This window comes from Streptomyces sp. NPDC002004 (genome assembly GCF_053593975.1).
The window spans coordinates 14,431-31,073 of record NZ_JBSFDP010000051.1 but is presented as its reverse complement, the minus strand read 5'-3'; the positions used below and the strand labels follow the sequence as shown (position 1 = coordinate 31,073).

The 16,643-nt window shown below is 68.3% G+C and carries 20 protein-coding genes; 10 read left to right on the top strand and 10 right to left on the bottom strand.

Annotation, left to right across the window (positions count from 1 at the left end; translation table 11 throughout):
• Positions 1-363 precede the first annotated feature (363 nt).
• Positions 364-849, bottom strand: a complete 486-nt coding sequence (locus tag ACWCP6_RS35035; RefSeq protein WP_450936680.1) for an SAM-dependent methyltransferase — start codon at positions 847-849, stop codon at positions 364-366.
• A gap of 75 nt (positions 850-924) precedes the next feature.
• Positions 925-2,313: a Tat pathway signal protein gene (locus tag ACWCP6_RS35030; protein WP_450936679.1), complete on the bottom strand. Its 1,389-nt coding sequence runs from the start codon at positions 2,311-2,313 to the stop codon at positions 925-927.
• Positions 2,314-2,625: 312 nt separating this feature from the next.
• On the opposite strand from ACWCP6_RS35030, the gene ACWCP6_RS35025 reads away from it, so the two are divergent.
• The 10 genes from ACWCP6_RS35025 (at position 2,626) to ACWCP6_RS34980 (ending at position 10,616) form a co-directional block, all read left to right on the top strand.
• The gene (locus ACWCP6_RS35025; protein WP_450936678.1) at positions 2,626-3,009 is read left to right on the top strand and encodes a DUF6415 family natural product biosynthesis protein; all 384 of its coding nucleotides are present in this window, start codon (positions 2,626-2,628) and stop codon (positions 3,007-3,009) included.
• Positions 3,002-4,531, top strand: a complete 1,530-nt coding sequence (locus tag ACWCP6_RS35020; RefSeq protein ID WP_450936677.1) for an ATP-binding protein — start codon at positions 3,002-3,004, stop codon at positions 4,529-4,531. Before ACWCP6_RS35025 ends, ACWCP6_RS35020 begins: the two co-directional genes overlap by 8 nt.
• Before the next feature lie 49 nt (positions 4,532-4,580).
• Positions 4,581-5,042: a roadblock/LC7 domain-containing protein gene (locus ACWCP6_RS35015; RefSeq protein ID WP_450936676.1), complete on the top strand. Its 462-nt coding sequence runs from the start codon at positions 4,581-4,583 to the stop codon at positions 5,040-5,042.
• A gap of 1 nt (position 5,043) precedes the next feature.
• Positions 5,044-5,403 (top strand): DUF742 domain-containing protein, encoded by a 360-nt coding sequence (locus ACWCP6_RS35010; protein WP_450936675.1) that lies wholly within the window; start codon positions 5,044-5,046, stop codon positions 5,401-5,403.
• On the top strand, positions 5,384-6,004 hold the full coding sequence (locus ACWCP6_RS35005; protein WP_450936674.1) for a GTP-binding protein: 621 nt from the start codon (positions 5,384-5,386) through the stop codon (positions 6,002-6,004). Before ACWCP6_RS35010 ends, ACWCP6_RS35005 begins: the two co-directional genes overlap by 20 nt.
• Positions 6,001-6,543 (top strand): GAF domain-containing protein, encoded by a 543-nt coding sequence (locus ACWCP6_RS35000; protein WP_450936673.1) that lies wholly within the window; start codon positions 6,001-6,003, stop codon positions 6,541-6,543. The genes ACWCP6_RS35005 and ACWCP6_RS35000 overlap by 4 nt, the downstream gene beginning before the upstream one ends.
• Before the next feature lie 50 nt (positions 6,544-6,593).
• Complete coding sequence (locus tag ACWCP6_RS34995; protein WP_450936672.1) at positions 6,594-7,808, top strand: acyl-CoA dehydrogenase family protein; 1,215 nt, start codon at positions 6,594-6,596, stop codon at positions 7,806-7,808.
• Between the two features lie 90 nt (positions 7,809-7,898).
• Positions 7,899-9,812, top strand: a complete 1,914-nt coding sequence (locus tag ACWCP6_RS34990) for a glycoside hydrolase family 15 protein (RefSeq protein WP_450936671.1) — start codon at positions 7,899-7,901, stop codon at positions 9,810-9,812.
• Positions 9,813-9,826: 14 nt separating this feature from the next.
• The gene (locus tag ACWCP6_RS34985) at positions 9,827-10,279 is read left to right on the top strand and encodes a hypothetical protein (protein WP_450936670.1); all 453 of its coding nucleotides are present in this window, start codon (positions 9,827-9,829) and stop codon (positions 10,277-10,279) included.
• A gap of 22 nt (positions 10,280-10,301) precedes the next feature.
• Entirely contained in the window at positions 10,302-10,616 is a 315-nt protein-coding gene (locus ACWCP6_RS34980) for a helix-turn-helix domain-containing protein (RefSeq protein WP_450936669.1), read from the top strand.
• 340 nt (positions 10,617-10,956) lie between these two features.
• Here the strand turns inward: ACWCP6_RS34980 and ACWCP6_RS34975 are convergent, their stop codons facing one another.
• From ACWCP6_RS34975 to ACWCP6_RS34940, 8 genes are all read right to left on the bottom strand, one after another.
• A complete protein-coding gene (locus ACWCP6_RS34975; protein WP_450936668.1) occupies positions 10,957-11,082 on the bottom strand; it encodes a hypothetical protein in 126 nt (41 codons plus the stop codon).
• An 18-nt stretch (positions 11,083-11,100) separates the two neighbouring features.
• On the bottom strand, positions 11,101-11,511 hold the full coding sequence (locus ACWCP6_RS34970) for an alpha/beta fold hydrolase (RefSeq protein WP_450936682.1): 411 nt from the start codon (positions 11,509-11,511) through the stop codon (positions 11,101-11,103).
• Between the two features lie 472 nt (positions 11,512-11,983).
• A complete protein-coding gene (locus tag ACWCP6_RS34965) occupies positions 11,984-12,385 on the bottom strand; it encodes a DUF6009 family protein (RefSeq protein ID WP_450936667.1) in 402 nt (133 codons plus the stop codon).
• The gene (locus tag ACWCP6_RS34960; protein WP_450936666.1) at positions 12,382-13,887 is read right to left on the bottom strand and encodes a DNA primase family protein; all 1,506 of its coding nucleotides are present in this window, start codon (positions 13,885-13,887) and stop codon (positions 12,382-12,384) included. Before ACWCP6_RS34960 ends, ACWCP6_RS34965 begins: the two co-directional genes overlap by 4 nt.
• Positions 13,884-14,999 carry a bifunctional DNA primase/polymerase gene (locus ACWCP6_RS34955; protein WP_450936665.1) on the bottom strand — a complete coding sequence of 372 codons (1,116 nt, stop codon included), beginning with the start codon at positions 14,997-14,999 and terminating at the stop codon, positions 13,884-13,886. The genes ACWCP6_RS34960 and ACWCP6_RS34955 overlap by 4 nt, the downstream gene beginning before the upstream one ends.
• A gap of 433 nt (positions 15,000-15,432) precedes the next feature.
• Positions 15,433-15,627 (bottom strand): hypothetical protein, encoded by a 195-nt coding sequence (locus ACWCP6_RS34950; protein ID WP_450936664.1) that lies wholly within the window; start codon positions 15,625-15,627, stop codon positions 15,433-15,435.
• Between the two features lie 184 nt (positions 15,628-15,811).
• Positions 15,812-15,949 (bottom strand): hypothetical protein, encoded by a 138-nt coding sequence (locus tag ACWCP6_RS34945; RefSeq protein WP_450936663.1) that lies wholly within the window; start codon positions 15,947-15,949, stop codon positions 15,812-15,814.
• A 132-nt stretch (positions 15,950-16,081) separates the two neighbouring features.
• Positions 16,082-16,633 (bottom strand): GNAT family N-acetyltransferase, encoded by a 552-nt coding sequence (locus ACWCP6_RS34940; protein WP_450936662.1) that lies wholly within the window; start codon positions 16,631-16,633, stop codon positions 16,082-16,084.
• Between the last annotated feature and the right edge of the window lie 10 nt (positions 16,634-16,643).

Sequence of the window (16,643 nt, the reverse complement as noted above, 5' to 3'; positions counted from 1 at the left end):
GGTGCGGCGCGCGGTGCGCAGCCGCGCGGTGAGGACGCGGGCGGCGACGACGGCGCGGTCATGGCGCAGCCGCTCGCGCGGGATGTCCCACTCCCCCGTCTGAAGCGGCAGGGCGGGCGTGGCCGGGTCGGCGGGCGGGTTCCGGTAGCGGAAGCGCACGGCAGCCGGTGCCCATGGCCGCGGGGTGCTGGGCCCCCAGCGGGCGGTGTAGAGGCGGTAGCCCGGCTCTCGGCCGCGCTCAGTGCGGGCCTCGGCGATGTCGGTGCAATGGTCGGCGAGCGCAGTTCATGAACCCCTCGAAGCATGGTGTGCGTCCCACGGCGTCCACCCGGGGGTGCGGTGGTCTGGTGCCGCCTCCCGCGGTCAGGGGCGCTCGTTGGCGGATGTCCAGTAGTGGGAGTCGAGCATCTCGCCCGGCCATGCCGGCTGACGGACGGGGCCGTGTGGCCCCATCTGCTGGAAGTAGGGAGCCAGGTCGATGACCGGGGTGCCGTCGACGGCGTCGAGGTCGGTAACGACCAGGTCCCGGCCGTGGATGTCGAGCAGCTGTGGGTAGCTGACGGCGAGCTGGTTGGGACGGCGGTGGTTGCGGTGGACGAACGTGCCGGTGGCCGGCCAGCGGGGATCGTTGCGGGGACTGCGGGCATGGAGCTGGACGTCCCCGGGCTGTGCCAGGTGGAAGTGCCATACGACCGTCAGGTGGGAGAACTCGCCGATGCCCTGCAGCGTCTCGAGTGGGTACGTGTCGTTGAGCCGGATGATCGACTCCACTCCGCCCTGGTAGTCGTCCAGGACCTTGGTGTGACCCCCGACTACGGTAGCGATCGGAGTGATCTTGATCGACTGCACTTCTGTCCCCTCTCCCTTCCCCGGCTTCCCAGCGTGTCAGGCACATGCCTGGCGGGCCTTGGCCGTGTGGTCTGGTCAGCCTATGGTGCGCAGCACCTCTCGTGCGCGCTGGTCGAGTTCTGCGACGCGGCGGCCACCACGGCGGCGCACTGGGGAGAGGTCGCGCTGCATCCGCACGATGACGTCGCGGGCGCGACCGGAGTGGACTCCGGTCATGGCGTCGAGGGCTTGGGACCATGTGCCGCAGGCTTCGTCGAGCCGTCCCTGGCGGACTTGGACGGCTCCGAGGTAGCCGAGTGTCACGCTGTGGGTGCGGGCGTAGAGCTGGCGGCGGCGCGTGGCCACGCTGCGCTTGAAGTGCGCTTCGGCGTCCCGGGGGTTGCCGAGGTCTCGCAGGGCGCAGGCGGTTTCGTGTGCCAGGGAGGCCTGGCCGAAGAAGGTGACCCGGTCGGGGGCGTCGGTGTCGTCGGCGCGTTCGAGGTCTCGCTCGGCACGGGTGATCGCGGCGAGTGTGCCGGCCCGGTCGCCCGAGGAGGCCAGGGCCCGGGCGTGGACGATGCCGATGAGGGCTTTCTCCCTCCAGCTGGCCTGTCCGTACCGGTGGGCCTCCATGGAGGCATCGGCAAGGTCCAGGGCCTTGGAGGGGTGGCCGAGGTCGACGGCCTGGTGGGCCATGGCCCGCAGAATGTGTCCGGCGAGCGGGCCGTCGTCGGCCTCTGCTGCGAGCTGCACGGCGAGGGTGAGGTAGCGCTGGGCGATGCGGTGTTCGGAGGCGTCGAAGGCCATCCAGCCGGCCAGGTAGGTCATTTCCGCGATCGCCGAGTGCGCCTCGCGGCGGAGCTGGTCGGTGGAGAAGCGGCTCGACAGCAGCGGAGCCGCTTCGAACCTCAGGTGCGCGGCGAGCGCGGAGCGTCCTGCGGCGCCTCCACGCTGCTGGTCGCGGGCCGAGAAGAAGCGTGTGGTCTGGCGGACGTCGTCGACGTCCGCCTCGGTGATGGTGCGGGGCGAGGCCACGGAGCGAGTCTTGGTTGTCTCGGGGGCTCTGTCCCACCAGGGCTGTCGCGGAAGGGTGAGGCTGGCCATGGAGTAGGCGGTGGTTGCCAGCGCCTGGCGTCGGTCCATGTCGAGATCGTCTCTCCCCAGCTTGGCCAGCGCGGTCACGGTGTCGACGCTCCACTCGGAGTCGGCTCCCGCTCGGTCGGCGGACACGGGTTCCAGCCCGATGTCGACCAGGGTGAGGGGGCGGCCGAGTTTACGCGTCAACGTCTCGCAGAGGATATGGGGGGCTTGACCGCTGGGGCGGGTTCCTTGAATCCACATGGCGATATGGGACCGACTGGTCGCGTAGAGCTCCTCGGCTCCACTTTCCTGTGCGACCCGGACGACGGCAGCGGCGACCTTGGGCTGCGACCAGCCCGTCTCCGCGATCCGCGCGGCCAGAGCTTCATTGCGTGTACGAGTCATGGAGGGATCCCTGACCTCGAAACGATCTTTGACGGCTTTGACGGGGTTTCCCGCTGTACGCGGGTGTCCACCGGTGGTCATTCACGGTTTTCTCAACGTAGTGGCCCCAACCTAGCGCCGACAGACGGGAGTTCGCGGCTGGATACGCGCCGCAGCGACCTGAATGGCCGCGCGCAATGCGGCCGCACTGGAGTACCTGTCCGAACTGCTCGGGAGCCTCTCGGGCACCTCCATGGAACGGAAGCCATGATCCCGCGAATCGAAGACCCTTCACTCGCTGGAGGCACCGCAGAGGGCAGGGCAGGTACGCGCATGGCTGCCGCCGGCGCGCGCATGCCCGACAAGGGCGGGATCCTCTCGCTCGTCGAGACGGTCCTCGCCCGGGACCTGGGCATGAGGGTGCCGGACACGGCGGCCAGCCTTGACATGGTCGAGCCGTTAGGGGCCTACGGGCAGGTGCTTGTCGGCGATCTCGGTGCGCGGCGCTGGCAGTTGGCTACCGAGGCCGACGTCCGAAGCAGGGCCGAGGCAACGCTCGGTGAGGCCTCGCAGCGGCTCGCTGAGCCACCGCCCCGGCATATGGCGGTCGCGGCCGCGCAGCGGGCGCAGAGTCTTGCGCGCCTGGTCCAGGCCTTGCTCTCGGCCACTGCGGCAGCCGTCTCTCCTCCTCCCGCTGAGGAAGGCTGCCGTGGCTGACCGCACCCCCAAGAGCGCCTCCACCTCCCTCCTGTCCGGGCGGCGTCACCGAGCTCATGCCGGCGACGGCTTTCAGGCTCCCCCAGCTTTCACCGCCAGTGCCGTGAGCGCCGTTGCGGTGGCCAGCGGTTGGGGCCTCGACGGGCTGGACATTGTGCCCCCCGCCGGCGGGGCTGTCGCCGCGTGTGCAGCAGCCGGAGGAGTTCTGTGGTGGACCGCTGTTCGGTCACTTCGAGCGCGCGGGGCTGCAGCGCTCGTTGGGAAGCTTCGCGAGGAGCGTGACGACGCGCTGCAGGCCCTCGGCGAAATGATCAGCATCGTCGACAAGGGCCGCGGGTATCTGCACTGGGCTCTCGATCAGGCCCGGCGGGGGAACGTGAGCAGCCCGGTCGAGGTGCAGCCGGAGCGTTCGCGGACCGGCAACGTGCGTACGGATGCCGTTGCTGCTCTGGAGCAGTGGTCCACGGAAGCGTGGCAGGCTGTGCTGGCCGCAGCCGCGCACACCCGCGGGGAGCTCCATGCCCGGGCGGAACTGGCGGAGATCTTCCAGTCCATCGCTCCGCGGCTTCAGGGGCTTGTCAACCGAAGCATCCACGACATTTCCGAGGTCGAGCGGACGATCGAGGATCCGGATCTGCTGGGTGAGATATACCGCCTCGATCATCTGCTGACACAGATCCGGCGTGCTGTGGAGAGCCTGGCAGTCCTGGGCGGCAACCTTCCCTCTCGCAACAGCGATCCGATCCTCATCGTGACGGCCATCCGCCGGGCCGTGGCCGAGATCCCCGAGTACGCCCGTGTGCGGGTGGCTCTGAATCCGGTGACGACAGCCGTCCCGGGATACGTCAGCCCGAACCTTGTCCACCTCCTGGCCGCGCTGATGGAGAACGCCACAGATTTCTCCACCGGCCAGGTGGAGGTCCATACACACCACACCGACGAGGGCGTAGCGATCGAAGTCGTCGACCGGGGGACTGGCCTGTCTCAGCGGAAACGTGAGGCCCTGAACCGGCTCCTGGCCGCTCCCGAGACGGAGGACCCCCGTGCACGACTGCGTGATGGGCAGATCGGGCTCCTGGTGGCAGCGCTCCTCGCCAAACGTCACAAGATCACCATCCGGCTGAGGCCGAACATCGTCGGCGGTACTCAGGCGGTCGTGGTGCTGCCCCGCGAACTGCTGGTCGACGTTCCGGAGACGCCCAGGCCGAGCCTCCCGAACAACGCATCGCGAGGCCCTCTCCCGCCTCCCACGCCAGGCGTGAGCACGACTGCTGCGGGCAATTCCCATGACCTGCCGCGCCGGATTGCCCCTGCTGCCGACCGAACCGAAGGGCCGCAACGGGCGGAGGCCTCCCGCGGCCACAAACCCGCACTGCCCCGACGCGACACCACCCAGCCGACAGTCTCGGCCACGACACAACAGCAGGTGCCGAGCGGCCCTCCCACCAGCGGCCTCATGGCCGGCTTCAGCTCCCGCACACCACGCGAGGGACATCAGCCTCCCCACGCACCACCCATCTGAGAGTCCGCAGCTGTGCCCGTCCCACCCCAGACACGACGCAGGAGACACCATGCAGGACGACGGCTCCCACACCACCACCGACGCTGCCACGGGCGCGCGCGCCCAGCTCTCCGGATTACTGACCAGCCTCATCGACCGGATTCCCGGCGCCCAGCAGGCGGTCCTGGGAACCGGTGACGGCTTCAAGCTCGCCCATTCCGAACAGCCCGTCGACGACGCCGACCGCATCGCCGCTGGCATCGCAGGTCATTTCTCCCTGGCCCGGCACCAGTTCCAGGACGCCTCCGGCGGCGTGCGCCAGGTCGTCGTCGAGCACGACGCCGGCACCCTGTTCGTGATGAGCACGGGCGTGGTGAACCAGGCCGTGCTGGGCATGGTGCTGGCCGTCAAGACCACCCCCGAGGCCGATCCGGGCCAGGTCGGCCACCAGATGGCCGTGCTCATCAAGAGCCTGGACGAACATCTGGTGGTCCAGGCACGCCGCAATCCGTTCCACGGGCAGGGGCAGTGACGTGGCCGTCCGCGGCGGGTGGGCCGACAGCGCCTTAGGCGACGTCCGCCCCTACACGGTCACGCAAGGACGCACCCGCCCCCATCACCCGCTGCACCTGACCACGTGCCTTGTCACGCGGCCCGCCACTGGGCAACTGCTGATGAACCTTGAACACGAGTCGCTGCTGATGCTCTGCAGCGGTGCCCCACGCTCCGTCGCCGAGCTCGCCGGGCGGCTTCACCAGCCGGTACTGACGATCAAGGTCCTGATCAGCGATCTCCTCGACGCCGGGGCGCTGGCCCTGGCCAACCCCGCCGGTCCGGCCGACCCTGACATCCGTCTTCTGGAGGCACTGCTCGATGGCCTGCACAGGCTCTGACCATGCCGTGACGGAACGTCACACCGAGACGCCGGCCGAATTGAAAATCATCGTGGCCGGAGGCTTCGGAACGGGCAAGACCACGCTGATCACCACGCTCAGCGAGATCGATCCCTTGACGACCGAGGAGTACCTCACCGCCGCCGGCACACGCACCGACAGCCTCGACGGCATCGCAGACAAAACCAGCACGACGGTGGCCATGGACTTCGGGCGCATCACCTTCACCGACCCTCTGTCCATGGTCCTCTTCCTCTTCGGGGTCCCGGGCCAGGAACGCTTCTGGTTCCTCTGGAGCGACCTCGGGTTCGGCGCCATCGGCGCCGTGGTCCTGGTCGACACACGACGCCTGCAGGAGTCCTTCACGGCAGTCAGCTGGTACGAGCAGCAGGACATGCCGTTCGTCGTCGCCGTCAACGAATTCGACGGCGCCTACCGCTACACCGCGGACGAGGTCCGCCACGCCCTCGGGGTCGCCCCGCGCGTGCCCGTCGTGACGTGCGACGTCCGGCAGTACGAATCCGCCGTGAACGTCCTGATCACCCTGGTCGGCCACAGCCTCGAGCTGCGCCGCGTCACACTTTCCGGAGCCCTCACATGACCTCTCCCACCACATCCTGCCCGCAGCAGCCCGCCGTTACCGACGCGCACCAACGCGCTGCGGCACTGCATGCCCTGGGACTCACAGGTCCCGACCCCCAGCTCGACGCGTTCGCCCAGCGGCTCGCGCAGGACGCTGGGATGCCTTACGCCATGGTCAACATCTTCGGCGACCAGCAGCACTTCCTCGGTCTGTGTACGCCCGGCGATCAGAGCGAACTGCCGTCGGTGGGACGCAGCATGTCCCTGGATCACGGCTTCTGCCCCGAAGTAGTGGCCCGCAGGAGGGCTCTGGTCCTCCCGGACGTCTTCGCCTCGCCCCGCTTCGCCGGTAATGCGGTCGTCGACCTGATCGGCATCCGCACCTACGCCGGCGCCCCCCTGCTGCATGAAGACACCGTCCTCGGCACCGTGTGCTTCGTCGGCCGCATGGAACAGCCCAAGACGACCGGGCAGGCCTCGCTCGCGCTCATCAAGGCATGCCGAGATGAGGTCATGGACTACCTGTATCGCCGTGCCGGTTACCAGCCGCCGCAATAGCCCAGTTGCCACCTGCCAGCTGCGAACCGACCGCGAGAGGAGCCCCACAGATGTCCGACACCTACCTCACAGGAGAGCACCACCAGCTCCGTGACACCGTGCGGCGCTTCGCCGAGACCCGCATCGCCCCTCGGGTGGAGCAGATGGAGCGTGCCAAGGACATCGAGACGGAACTAGCGGCAGCCATCGCCCGGAAAGGATGGATCGGCGCAACGATCGGCCGGGAGTACGGCGGCATGGCCGCCGGCCACCTCGCCAAGACCATCATCATCGAGGAGATCTCCCGCATCAGCGCGGCGATCGGCGCGATCGTGCAGGCCTCGCAGCTCGGCGTCGCCAAGATCCTCCAGTTCGGCACCGACGAGCAGCGACGCCTCTGGCTGCCACGCGTCGCCGCCGGCACCTGTCTGCCCACCATCGCGGTCACCGAGCGCGCCTCGGGTAGTCACATGCTGGGCATGCAGACCAGCGCCCTGCGCGACGGAGACGACTACATCCTCAACGGCTCCAAGGTCTACGTCGGCAACTCCCACATCGGGAACCTGCACGGCGTCGTCGCCCGCACCGGCAGCGGTTCGAGGGGACTGACCGCGTTCCTCGTAGAAGCGAACCACCCCGGCCTGACCCTCGCCCCCCACCAGGAGGCCATGGGCCTGCACGGCTTCTCCTTCGGTGAGCTGATCTTCGACAACTGCCGCATACCGGCGAGCAACAGACTCGGAGCCGAAGGCGACGGCAAAGACGTGGCTTACTCCTCCAGCACCCTGTACGGGCGGCCCAACCTCACAGCCGTCGCCCTCGGCCTGCACCAAGCCATCCTGGAGACCACCACGTCCTTTTGCCGCGAACGCATCCGGTACGGCAAGCCGCTCCATGAGCTGCCCACGGTCAAGGACAAGCTCGGCCGCATCCAGTCACGGCTGATGACCGCCCGGCTCACTGCCTACGACGCAGCCAGCCGCCTCGACCACGGCACACCGTGCGACGCGGAACTGATGAACGCCAAACTCGTCAACGTCGAAACCGCACTGGACTCCGCCCGCACCGCCATGGAGATCCACGGCGCGGCGGGGCTGCTCACCGACCGCCCCATCGAGCGGTACCTGCGCGACACCCATCACCTCTACGCCCCCGCAGGCACCTCCGACATCCAGGCCCTGCGCCTGGGCGAGTTCGCCATCGGTGCCACCCCGGAGCAGTACTCCCAACGCCTCACCCACCTGCACCCACAGATCCCCAAGCCACAGGCACCTGCACCATTTTGATCACGCCTCATGCGTGCCGTACCCGCCAGACCTGATGGCCTAGGCCACAGGTGGCTTCAACCATGCCTACAACGAATGGATTTGCGACCTATGCCACAGAAAATTGAAGACTTAGCCCTGGTCGGCAACCTGCAGACCGCAGCTTTGATCGGCAGGAACGGCACCGTCGAGTGGGCCTGCTTCCCCCGCTTCGACTCCCCAGCGGTCTTCGCCAGCCTCCTGGGCAACCACCATCACGGCTTCTGGCACATCGGTCCGGCCGACGACGATGCCCCGGCCACGTACCGCCGCTACCACGGCGACTCGCTGGTGCTGGAGTCGACCTGGGTCAACGCGGACGGCACTCTGCGCGTCATCGACTTCATGCCACCCTGGGATGGCCACGCAAGCGCCCCGCGGCTCGTACGCATCGTGGAGGCCGTCAGCGGCCGCGTCACCATGCGCTCACGGTTGCGCGCCCGCTTCGACTACGGCCTCGTACCTCCACGGGTGACCAAGGCCAGGGGACGGACAGCAGTCGTGGCCGGCCCGGACGCCCTCTGGCTCGACACCGATGCCCCCGTCGACCACCACGACGGCGCCCTCTGCTCGGACGTCACACTCTCCGAAGGCGACCGCATCGCCTTCACCTTGACCTGGCACGACTCCCACAAGGGCGCGCCGCCGCTCACCGATCCCATGACGTCGCTCAAGACCACCCGGTCGTACTGGAACCGCTGGGCCGCGCAGTGCACCTACCAGGGACCGCACCGGGACGCCGTGATGCGGTCACTCATCGTCCTCAAAGCCCTCACCTACGCCCCGACGGGCGGGATCGTCGCCGCCCCGACCACGTCGTTGCCGGAACACGTCGGCGGCTCCCGCAACTGGGACTACCGCTACTGCTGGCTGCGGGACGCCGCCCTCATCCTCTCCTCGCTCCTGCGCACCGGCTACCGGGACGAGGCACGAGCCTGGGTGGCCTGGCTCCTGCGCGCCGTCGCCGGCGACCCGGCCCAGCTGCAGATCATGTACGGCATCTCCGGAGAGCGCCGCTTGCCCGAGTCGGAACTGAACTGGCTGCCCGGCTACGAAGACTCCCGCCCGGTACGCATCGGCAACGGCGCCGCCACCCAACTCCAGCTCGACGTCTACGGCGAAGTGATCGAAACGCTGCACCGGGCCCGCGCTGCAGGCCTCGGCATAGCGGAGACGGCAACAGATCTTCAGCTGCTGCTCATCGAGTGGGTCGAGCAGCACTGGAGGAAGCCCGACGAGGGAATCTGGGAAATCCGCGGCCCCCAGAAGCACTTCGTCCACTCCAAGGTCATGGTCTGGGTCGCCGTCGACCGCACCGTCCAACTCATCGAAGCCGGAGAGATCGCCGGCCCGCTGGAGCGCTGGCGCACGCTGCGCGACGACATCCACCGCGACGTCTGCGAGAAGGGATACGACCCCGAGCGGAACACGTTCACCCAGTCCTACGGCTCCAGGGAGCTGGATGCGGCGCTGCTCCTGATCCCGCAGGTCGGCTTCCTGCCACCCGACGACGCCCGCGTCATCGGAACCGTCGAGGCGATCCAACGCGAACTGAGCACCGACGACGGCTTCGTGCTGCGCTACCCCACCGCTGGCGCAGAACCGGGCCTGGACGGCCTTTCCGGCGACGAGGGAGCGTTCCTGGCCTGCTCCTTCTGGATGGTGGACGCCCTGGCCATGATCGGCCGCGTCGACGAAGCCAGCACGCTGTTCGAGCGCCTGCTGTCGCTGCGCAACGATCTCGGCCTCCTCTCCGAGGAGTGGGATCCCCGCCTGAAGCGGCAGGTCGGCAACTTCCCTCAAGCCTTCACCAGCGTCGCCCTCATCGACAGCGCGATCACCCTGGAAAGCGCCGCTCACCGCGGCGAGGGCCGCGTTCCAGCTGGTTCGGTACACGACACGGCAGGCAGGATCGCTGCCCTTTCACGCGGGAACCGATCAAGGCCGCGCATCCCTGGCCAGAGCGCTCTCGAAGCGCAGAACTGACGGAAGGCAGGCCCATGGAACGCAACGCTCGTCTGATGACCCCTCACAGGAGCATTGCCAGAGCGCAGACCAGCACGATCCGTCTGCGGGCCCTGCGCGAAGCTGGTCGCGCCAACGTCATGCGACGCCTGGCCGCGGCCGCCACCCCGGTACGGGTCGGCCGGTACGCCCTGGTCGAAACCGGACGGGATGCGTCAGCCCGCCTCTCCCAGACGCAGGAAGTCATCGTCCGCGAAGGCTGGACGCCCGTCCTGGCCACGTGGGACGACACGGGCATGACGGATCCCACCACCCGCCCTCAGCTTGCCCGCCTGTATGCCGCGATCCGCCGGGGAGAGCTGCACGGCATCGTCGCCGCCTCCCGCAGCGACATCAGCACCTTCCACAGCATTTACGAAGACACCCTCACCGACCTTCGAGCGCTGGGCGCCTTCCTGGCCCTGGCACGCGACGAGACAACCCTCTAAACACAGCAGCAACGGAGCACCCATGAACGTCACATCCCACGAGCAGACTCCCCAGGCCGGCACCGATGCAGCGACCGCGCAGAACCTTGAGCTACCACGCATCCCCAAGGGCAAACAGCTGAGAGGCGAGGATGCCGAGCGCTTCGCCGACAAGGTCGAGGACGCCTACGTCGTCCGCGGGGCCACCATCCGCAGCATCTGCGCTGCATCGGGGCGGTCCTACGGCACCATCCAACGCATCCTGAGCGACCGCGGCGTAGCCATGCGTTCCAAGGGTCGCAGGCGCCCGGCTGCAGTGGCTGTCCCATCGGGGCCACCTCGGTGGCCAACCACCTGAACGACATCGCCACAACGCGTCTGGACCTCCTGCACGAAACGCTCCGCTGGTGGAAGTCAGTGGGCCGCGCCCAGGACAAGGAACTCACCCTCGTCATACGCGAAGCCCTGGCAGCCGGCTGAAGGCCGGCGACACGAAGGCGTTCGAGTTCCTCGGCTATCCGGCCGATCCCCCGGTCGAGCTCATCGCCTCCATCCGACTGGAGAAGATCACACTCTCCGACGGGGACGCGCTGGCGTTCGCTGCCGATCTCACGGCCGTCGTTCCGGCCCGGCTTCGCATCAGCTACGTCCCGCGAAGAGTAACTGTCAATAGTTGTGGATCGCTGATGGACCGCGTGTCATGACAGGTGCGACAGCAATAGCTTGGTGAGACGTTCGGGTGTACGGAGTGGGAGGTAGTGGTCGGCGTCCGGGATCGTCTCGCCGTAGGCGCCGGGGATGTCGGTGACAAGTTCGGCGATCACCGCGATCTCTGGGTGGTCCTACTCGCCGTGGATGACCAGCGTTGGCGCGGCGATCTCCCCGAGGTGTGGTTCGGCGTCACGGCCAGCGGAGACAACGCAGTGCTGTTCGCTCACAACTCGCCGCTTGGCGTTCGAGGCGACTATCGACTCGATGAGCTTTCCTCCGGGAGCCGTGCGACCCATGGCTGCCCAGATCGCAAGTTCCAGCTCGGCCAGGGTGGCCGTCTCACGCTCGCGCCGGCCCGCGGCATAGGCCGACGACTCGGGACTTTGCGGCCAGACGTGACCGCTGACCGAGGCACAGACCAGGGCCAGTGCGGTGACGCGTTCCGGGCGGGTGAGGGCGAAGCCCAGCACGGTCTCCCCGCCCATGCTCAAAACGACCAGCGCGGCTTGGCGAGGGCCGAAGTGGTCAAGGACGGCGCGCAGATCCTCGACGCGGCCGCGCGGCTACGAGGGCACCGTGATCCCAGAAGCCGACCCCGCACAGCCACCCTCCTTTGCCTCTGCGGGTGGGTCCTGTCTTGTACGGCACTGTGGTCGCTGCCCTCTACGGCCGGCGGTGCGGAAAACGCGCTCGCGCCGGCCTTCCGGACGCCGAGGGACCGCGGCGACCGTGCCCAGCCCCACCTGTCCGTGACTCCGCCTGGAACGCCGACAGACGCAGTGAAGGCGTCATGATCCGCCGCTGCATCACGCGGCTTCATGTGACCGCCCACCCCAACGGATGCCCTTTTCGCTGCGGATGTCGAGGGTCTCTGAACTCCCCACCCGCGCTCGGGTCGTTTCCCACGCCTGGTCAGGTTTCTCACCCGTGAGGCGGCTGAGGACGGTGCCCTGACGACGCCAGCGCGTCGGCGCCCCGGGAGCAAAGGCGTGGGCCAATGGTCTGTTCAAGCAGTCACAAAGGCAGCGTTATGCCGAGCTCCTGCATGGCCGTGGACGGCGGTCCGCCCTCGGACCGCTCGGTCTTGTAGCCCTTGATGCCCGCGGCAAGGGTGCGCGGATCGACGGCTTCTGCGGGAGCACCTGTGGCGTAGAGACCCTCTGGATCGGTGTCGCGGTCGTGCGGCAGCAGCCAGAACACCCTGCGGCGGAACGTGCCAGAGGAGCGGGAGGCCTTGGCGCCGGAGCCGAGGATGGCGTAGCCGACCATGCGGCCGTCGCGGTGATAGGCGGGCTTGCCGCGGCGGGTGGGCAGGCGGTCCAGGCTCTGGCGTACGTAGTCGAGGTCGGTGACGTCTTCGAGCCACACCAGATCGGCCTCGTGGCTGATCTCGTCTTCGGTGATCAGGGAGCTCATGCCCTCTCCTCGAGCAGTCCGATGCCGGGGTAGTACTTGCGCGAGTTGGACAGGATCATCTCCTTGGGCGACGCCAGCCCGGCCAGTTCGCGTGCACGTTGTGCGAATGCGCGCGAGGAGAGGGCGGTGGCTCCCTCATTCTGGCACCAGGTCTTGTAGGCCGTGTACAGGCTGGCCTGCTCGACGCGGTGGTCGATTTCGCGGGTGCAGCATTCGTCGAAGAACCGTCCGGTGTGATCTTCGGTTTCGGCGTACGCGGTGGTGGCGATACGGACGCGTTCGGGGCCGGTGAGGTCGCGGGCGCCGGCCAGGTAGCGGCGGGCGCCGTCGATGAGCCAGCCCAGGATTCCGGGGCCTTCCTCGGTGACGAGGATGTCGGCCAGGTTGTCGATCTTGCGGTCGTCGGGAACGACGCGTTCGAACGGGATCAGGCGCATGCGGCGCCAGAACGCGAATCCTCCGGTGCCGACCTCAGGACGGTGGTTTCCCAGCAGCCAGAGTTTGTGGGTGGGCTGGAAGCTGAAGAAGTCCTGCCGCATGCGGCGGGCCTTGATGCGGTCGCCGCCGGTGAGGAGTTTGACGCGGGCTTCGTCGAACTTGTCGCCGGGCTTCACCTCGGAGCAGACGATGACGCGTCGGCCGTGGAGCTCTGCGAGGTCGGTGGGGTGGCCTTCGTAGGGGCGGGCCATGAGGAATCCCGGCGGGGCAGCGTCCGCGTAGTCGCCGAGGAGTTTCATCAGGACGTCCAGCAGGACGGACTTGCCGTTCTTGCCGGAGCCGAACAGGAAGGGCATGACCTGGCCACCGACGTCGCCCGTGACGGAGTAGCCGAGCAGCAGCTGGAGGAAGGAGATCATCTCCGCTCCTTCGGCGTCGTCACCGAAGGTGTCGGTCAGGAAGCGGTCCCAGCGCGGGGTGGGCACGTGCTGGGGGCCGGCGGCTGTGGAGCGGGAGTGGAAGTCCTTGTTGGGGTCGGGGGTGTTCACCAGGCCGGTGCGCAGGTCGACGACGCCGTCCGGAGTGCACAGGGCGTACGGGTCGGCGTCGAGCAAGGCGGCGTTGAGCACCATCCCGGGCGCGGACTTGGCCTGCGTGAGCATGGCGTTGATGCCCGTGGTGGACAGGGCGCGGCGGCGGTGCTGTTGCAGCGACTGGGTGGTGAACCGGCCTTGAGGGTCGTGAGTGGCAATGTTTTCCGCCAGGTCCCCCGCTGCCCACAGGACGGTGTCGTCCTCGTCGATCTGCCACCGGGTGGTGTCCCAGCGATACCACCCGATGCCGGGTACGTGCCGGTAGTCATTGGAGTACAGCTTCACGAAGAGCTTCGCGTTGCCGCGGTCGGAGAGGGTGTCGGGCAGCAGTCCGGCCGTCGTGGCTTCGCCGGCGGCGGCGCGCTCCGCATCGGCCTGCGACGGGAGGGCGACTCTGCCTTGGCCCTGGATCTGGGCGGCGACGGCTTCGGGGTCGAACTCGAAGAGCGTCTCGTGGCCAGGGGATGTCATGCGCGCCTCCCCTGGGGGTGCAGAGGACGCTTGAGCCCCGCGGCCAGGCCGCTGCGGATGATCTGGTCGATGCGGCGTTCCTGGCCCGGGCGGGCGGCAAGGGCCGTTTCCCGGAGCAGACGGACGGCTTCCTCCTGAGAGAGGCGACTGGCAGCGACGAGCCCGCCGAGGGTGTAGGCGGCGCGGTTGAGCGTGTCGGAGAACCCCGCGCCTTCGGCGACCTGGCCGCAGGCCTGGACGGGGGCCAGCACGCCGTCGAGCAGATGCTGGATGCGGTCGCTGCCGCCTCGCGCAGCAAGCACGGCCAGCTGCGCGCGGGGCGGGACCGGCCTGGGGGCCGGGATGCTGGGTGCGGGCAGATGGCCGGTGCGCTCGAGCTCCTGGGCGAGCCAGGTGGGCAGCGGCGCCGGCTCGCGGACCTCGCCGAGGGGGGTGTAGGTGCCACTGCTGGTCGTTGTGCCGGGAGCGATGATGTAGCCGCCATGGGCACGGACATCGACCTGCCAGGCAAGGGCGCGTCCCTGGCTGGATCCTGCGGAGCACTGCCAGCGGCGGCCGTCCGTAGCCCGGTACCAGATGTGCATCCCGCCCGACGGGGTGCGTACGCGCAGGGTCGTCGTGTCGTCGGCAGGGCTGTTCCGGCCGCGCAACGCCGCCAGAACGGCAAGGGTGTGGAATCCGGTGGCAAGGCCGGTGAGGTCGATGTGCTCGGCAATGGGAATACCAGGCAAGATCCGGTCCCTGGTCGGCGGCTGAGCAGGCTTTGCGTCGATGTCGATGACGACCAGGCCCGCAGGTCCGCACGACACCCCGACGCCGAAGTCGGGGTGGCTCCCCCACCACTGATCGATACGACGCTGGTCGAGCGTGGCGGCGTAAAAGCCGTGGCACCAGCGGCCCGAGGGCAGGCAGGGGCATGTGTCCGGCGTGTGCGAAGTCGTACGGCACTCGGCACAGTTCGCGGCCGGGGTCTTACGGCCAGGAGCAAGCGGATGGACGGGCCAGCCTCGGCGCGCAGACCAGCTGGCCGTGGCCAGCGGCAGCTCAGCGACTGAAGGCTCAGGGGCGGGCTGCCGTGAGTCGCTGCGAGGAAACCGCAGCTCAGCAGGCATCTGCATCCCCTATCAGCGACCGAAGCGACTCAACGACAGACACAGACTAGCGAACGTGCACGGTGAGGGGGTGGAGCACATGCGAAACAACCCCGACCAGGTGTCGATCATGCGACCGACTGGCCAGCTCCAGCGACTGAAACCGCACCGCAGCGACCGTAACCGCTTCAGTCGCTGCCCACAGTCCGGGAACAAAAGCCCAGGTCAGATGGGCAAGGAAAACCAAAACAGCGACTGAAGCGACTGAAGGCCTCTATATATCACGCACACGCGCGCACACGAATGTCGTCATATACCCGGAGTTTGAGTCGCTTCAGTCGCTGGTCCCCTCTTGCACTCCGTCTGACCTGCGGATTCAGGGAGACGACGACAGCGACTGAAGACCTGTTCAGTCGCTGTTCCTTCAGTCGCTGTTCCTTCAGTCGCTGTTCCTTCAGTCGCTGCCCGCAAGAGGCGGAGCGACCGAAGCGACCGAAGCGACCGACTCTCCGGCATCGGGCTCCCCCTGGGCCGGACTGTGGCCCCCACCGGGCGCCCGTCCCTGCTGCAGCTCGATGTCGATCTGCTCCATGTCGGTGAACTCGACGCCGAGGCCGTGGGCGCGGGTGTTGTTGGCGCGGAAGTACATCTCGCCCAGCGCGTCGGCCGCGATCTGCTGGAGCTGCTGTTCGGTGGCTCCTTGGTCCCGCTGGCGGACCGCACTCCGACTAGGCCGCCGACCGTCGGATGGCGTCGGCAACGTGATCAGGCATGGGATGGTGCTGTCGCTGGATGTCAGTCAAGGTCGGCGCCCATGAGCCGTCTGCGGGTATTCAGCCGGTGGCGACCACGGCGGCCTCACCGCCGGTCGGCTTCACCAACTCCGTGAACGTCGTACGGAAGACGGTGTGCGGCATACCGGCGCCCGCCCAGACCTGCGGATACTTGCTCAGCGCGACATCGTCCAGCATGCGCCCCGGTCAGAAGTGGCCCACGCGTGCCACACCCCGGCTTTCTGGCCTGTCACAGCGAGTGGGAGCGCGGGATCGGCGCGGCGGATCTTGCCGCGATCCCCACCCAGGAGACGGGTCACGAGGTGCCGGTCACTGCCCCGAGGCTCGCCATTCGGGAGCAAGCACCGCCCAGAGCTGCTTGTCGAAGCGCTCGCCCTCGTACGGCCATGCCTCGCGTCGCACCCCCTCCAGCGTCATGCCGAGTCGCTTGGCCACCGCTGAGCTGCGGTCGTTGTCGGCCCGGCAATGCCACTCGGCGCGGTGCAGCCCCCGGGACGTGAACGCCCAGTCCAACAAGGCGCCCCACGCCTGCGTGACCAGACCGTGGCCCTCGGCGGACGGCTCCAGCCAGCACCCGAGCTCACACGAGCCGACAGTGGCATTGAAATCGGTGAACATCACGCCGCCGACCAACACACCTTCCCGCCAGATGCCATAGAGGCGGGCGCCGTCGCCGGCCTGGCGTTCGGCATACCGCTTGAGCGTGGCCTGCGCTCCGTCCACATCGTCGGTGACGAAACCGGCCCCCACCCACGGCCGAATATGGTCGCGGGCCCGGTCCAGATGGGCGGCGAACTCCTCGGCATGCCAGAGCTCCAGCGGGCCGAGTCGGGCACCGTCGCGCAGCGACAGCGAGAACATAAGACCCTCC

What these genes read in the sequence shown, in the direction of transcription:
- ACWCP6_RS34945 (WP_450936663.1), bottom strand. Translation starts at nt 15,949, where the DNA reads ATGCTGGACGATGTCGCGCTGAGCAAGTATCCGCAGGTCTGGGCGGGC.
- ACWCP6_RS35000 (WP_450936673.1), top strand. Translation starts at nt 6,001, where the DNA reads ATGACCTCTCCCACCACATCCTGCCCGCAGCAGCCCGCCGTTACCGAC.
- ACWCP6_RS34965 (WP_450936667.1), bottom strand. Translation starts at nt 12,385, where the DNA reads ATGAGCTCCCTGATCACCGAAGACGAGATCAGCCACGAGGCCGATCTG.
- ACWCP6_RS34960 (WP_450936666.1), bottom strand. Translation starts at nt 13,887, where the DNA reads ATGACATCCCCTGGCCACGAGACGCTCTTCGAGTTCGACCCCGAAGCC.
- ACWCP6_RS34940 (WP_450936662.1), bottom strand. Translation starts at nt 16,633, where the DNA reads ATGTTCTCGCTGTCGCTGCGCGACGGTGCCCGACTCGGCCCGCTGGAG.
- ACWCP6_RS35015 (WP_450936676.1), top strand. Translation starts at nt 4,581, where the DNA reads ATGCAGGACGACGGCTCCCACACCACCACCGACGCTGCCACGGGCGCG.
- ACWCP6_RS34980 (WP_450936669.1), top strand. Translation starts at nt 10,302, where the DNA reads ATGAACGTCACATCCCACGAGCAGACTCCCCAGGCCGGCACCGATGCA.
- ACWCP6_RS34995 (WP_450936672.1), top strand. Translation starts at nt 6,594, where the DNA reads ATGTCCGACACCTACCTCACAGGAGAGCACCACCAGCTCCGTGACACC.
- ACWCP6_RS34985 (WP_450936670.1), top strand. Translation starts at nt 9,827, where the DNA reads ATGGAACGCAACGCTCGTCTGATGACCCCTCACAGGAGCATTGCCAGA.
- ACWCP6_RS35025 (WP_450936678.1), top strand. Translation starts at nt 2,626, where the DNA reads ATGGCTGCCGCCGGCGCGCGCATGCCCGACAAGGGCGGGATCCTCTCG.
- ACWCP6_RS34990 (WP_450936671.1), top strand. Translation starts at nt 7,899, where the DNA reads ATGCCACAGAAAATTGAAGACTTAGCCCTGGTCGGCAACCTGCAGACC.
- ACWCP6_RS34955 (WP_450936665.1), bottom strand. Translation starts at nt 14,999, where the DNA reads ATGCCTGCTGAGCTGCGGTTTCCTCGCAGCGACTCACGGCAGCCCGCC.
- ACWCP6_RS34950 (WP_450936664.1), bottom strand. Translation starts at nt 15,627, where the DNA reads ATGTACTTCCGCGCCAACAACACCCGCGCCCACGGCCTCGGCGTCGAG.
- ACWCP6_RS35005 (WP_450936674.1), top strand. Translation starts at nt 5,384, where the DNA reads ATGGCCTGCACAGGCTCTGACCATGCCGTGACGGAACGTCACACCGAG.
- ACWCP6_RS35030 (WP_450936679.1), bottom strand. Translation starts at nt 2,313, where the DNA reads ATGACTCGTACACGCAATGAAGCTCTGGCCGCGCGGATCGCGGAGACG.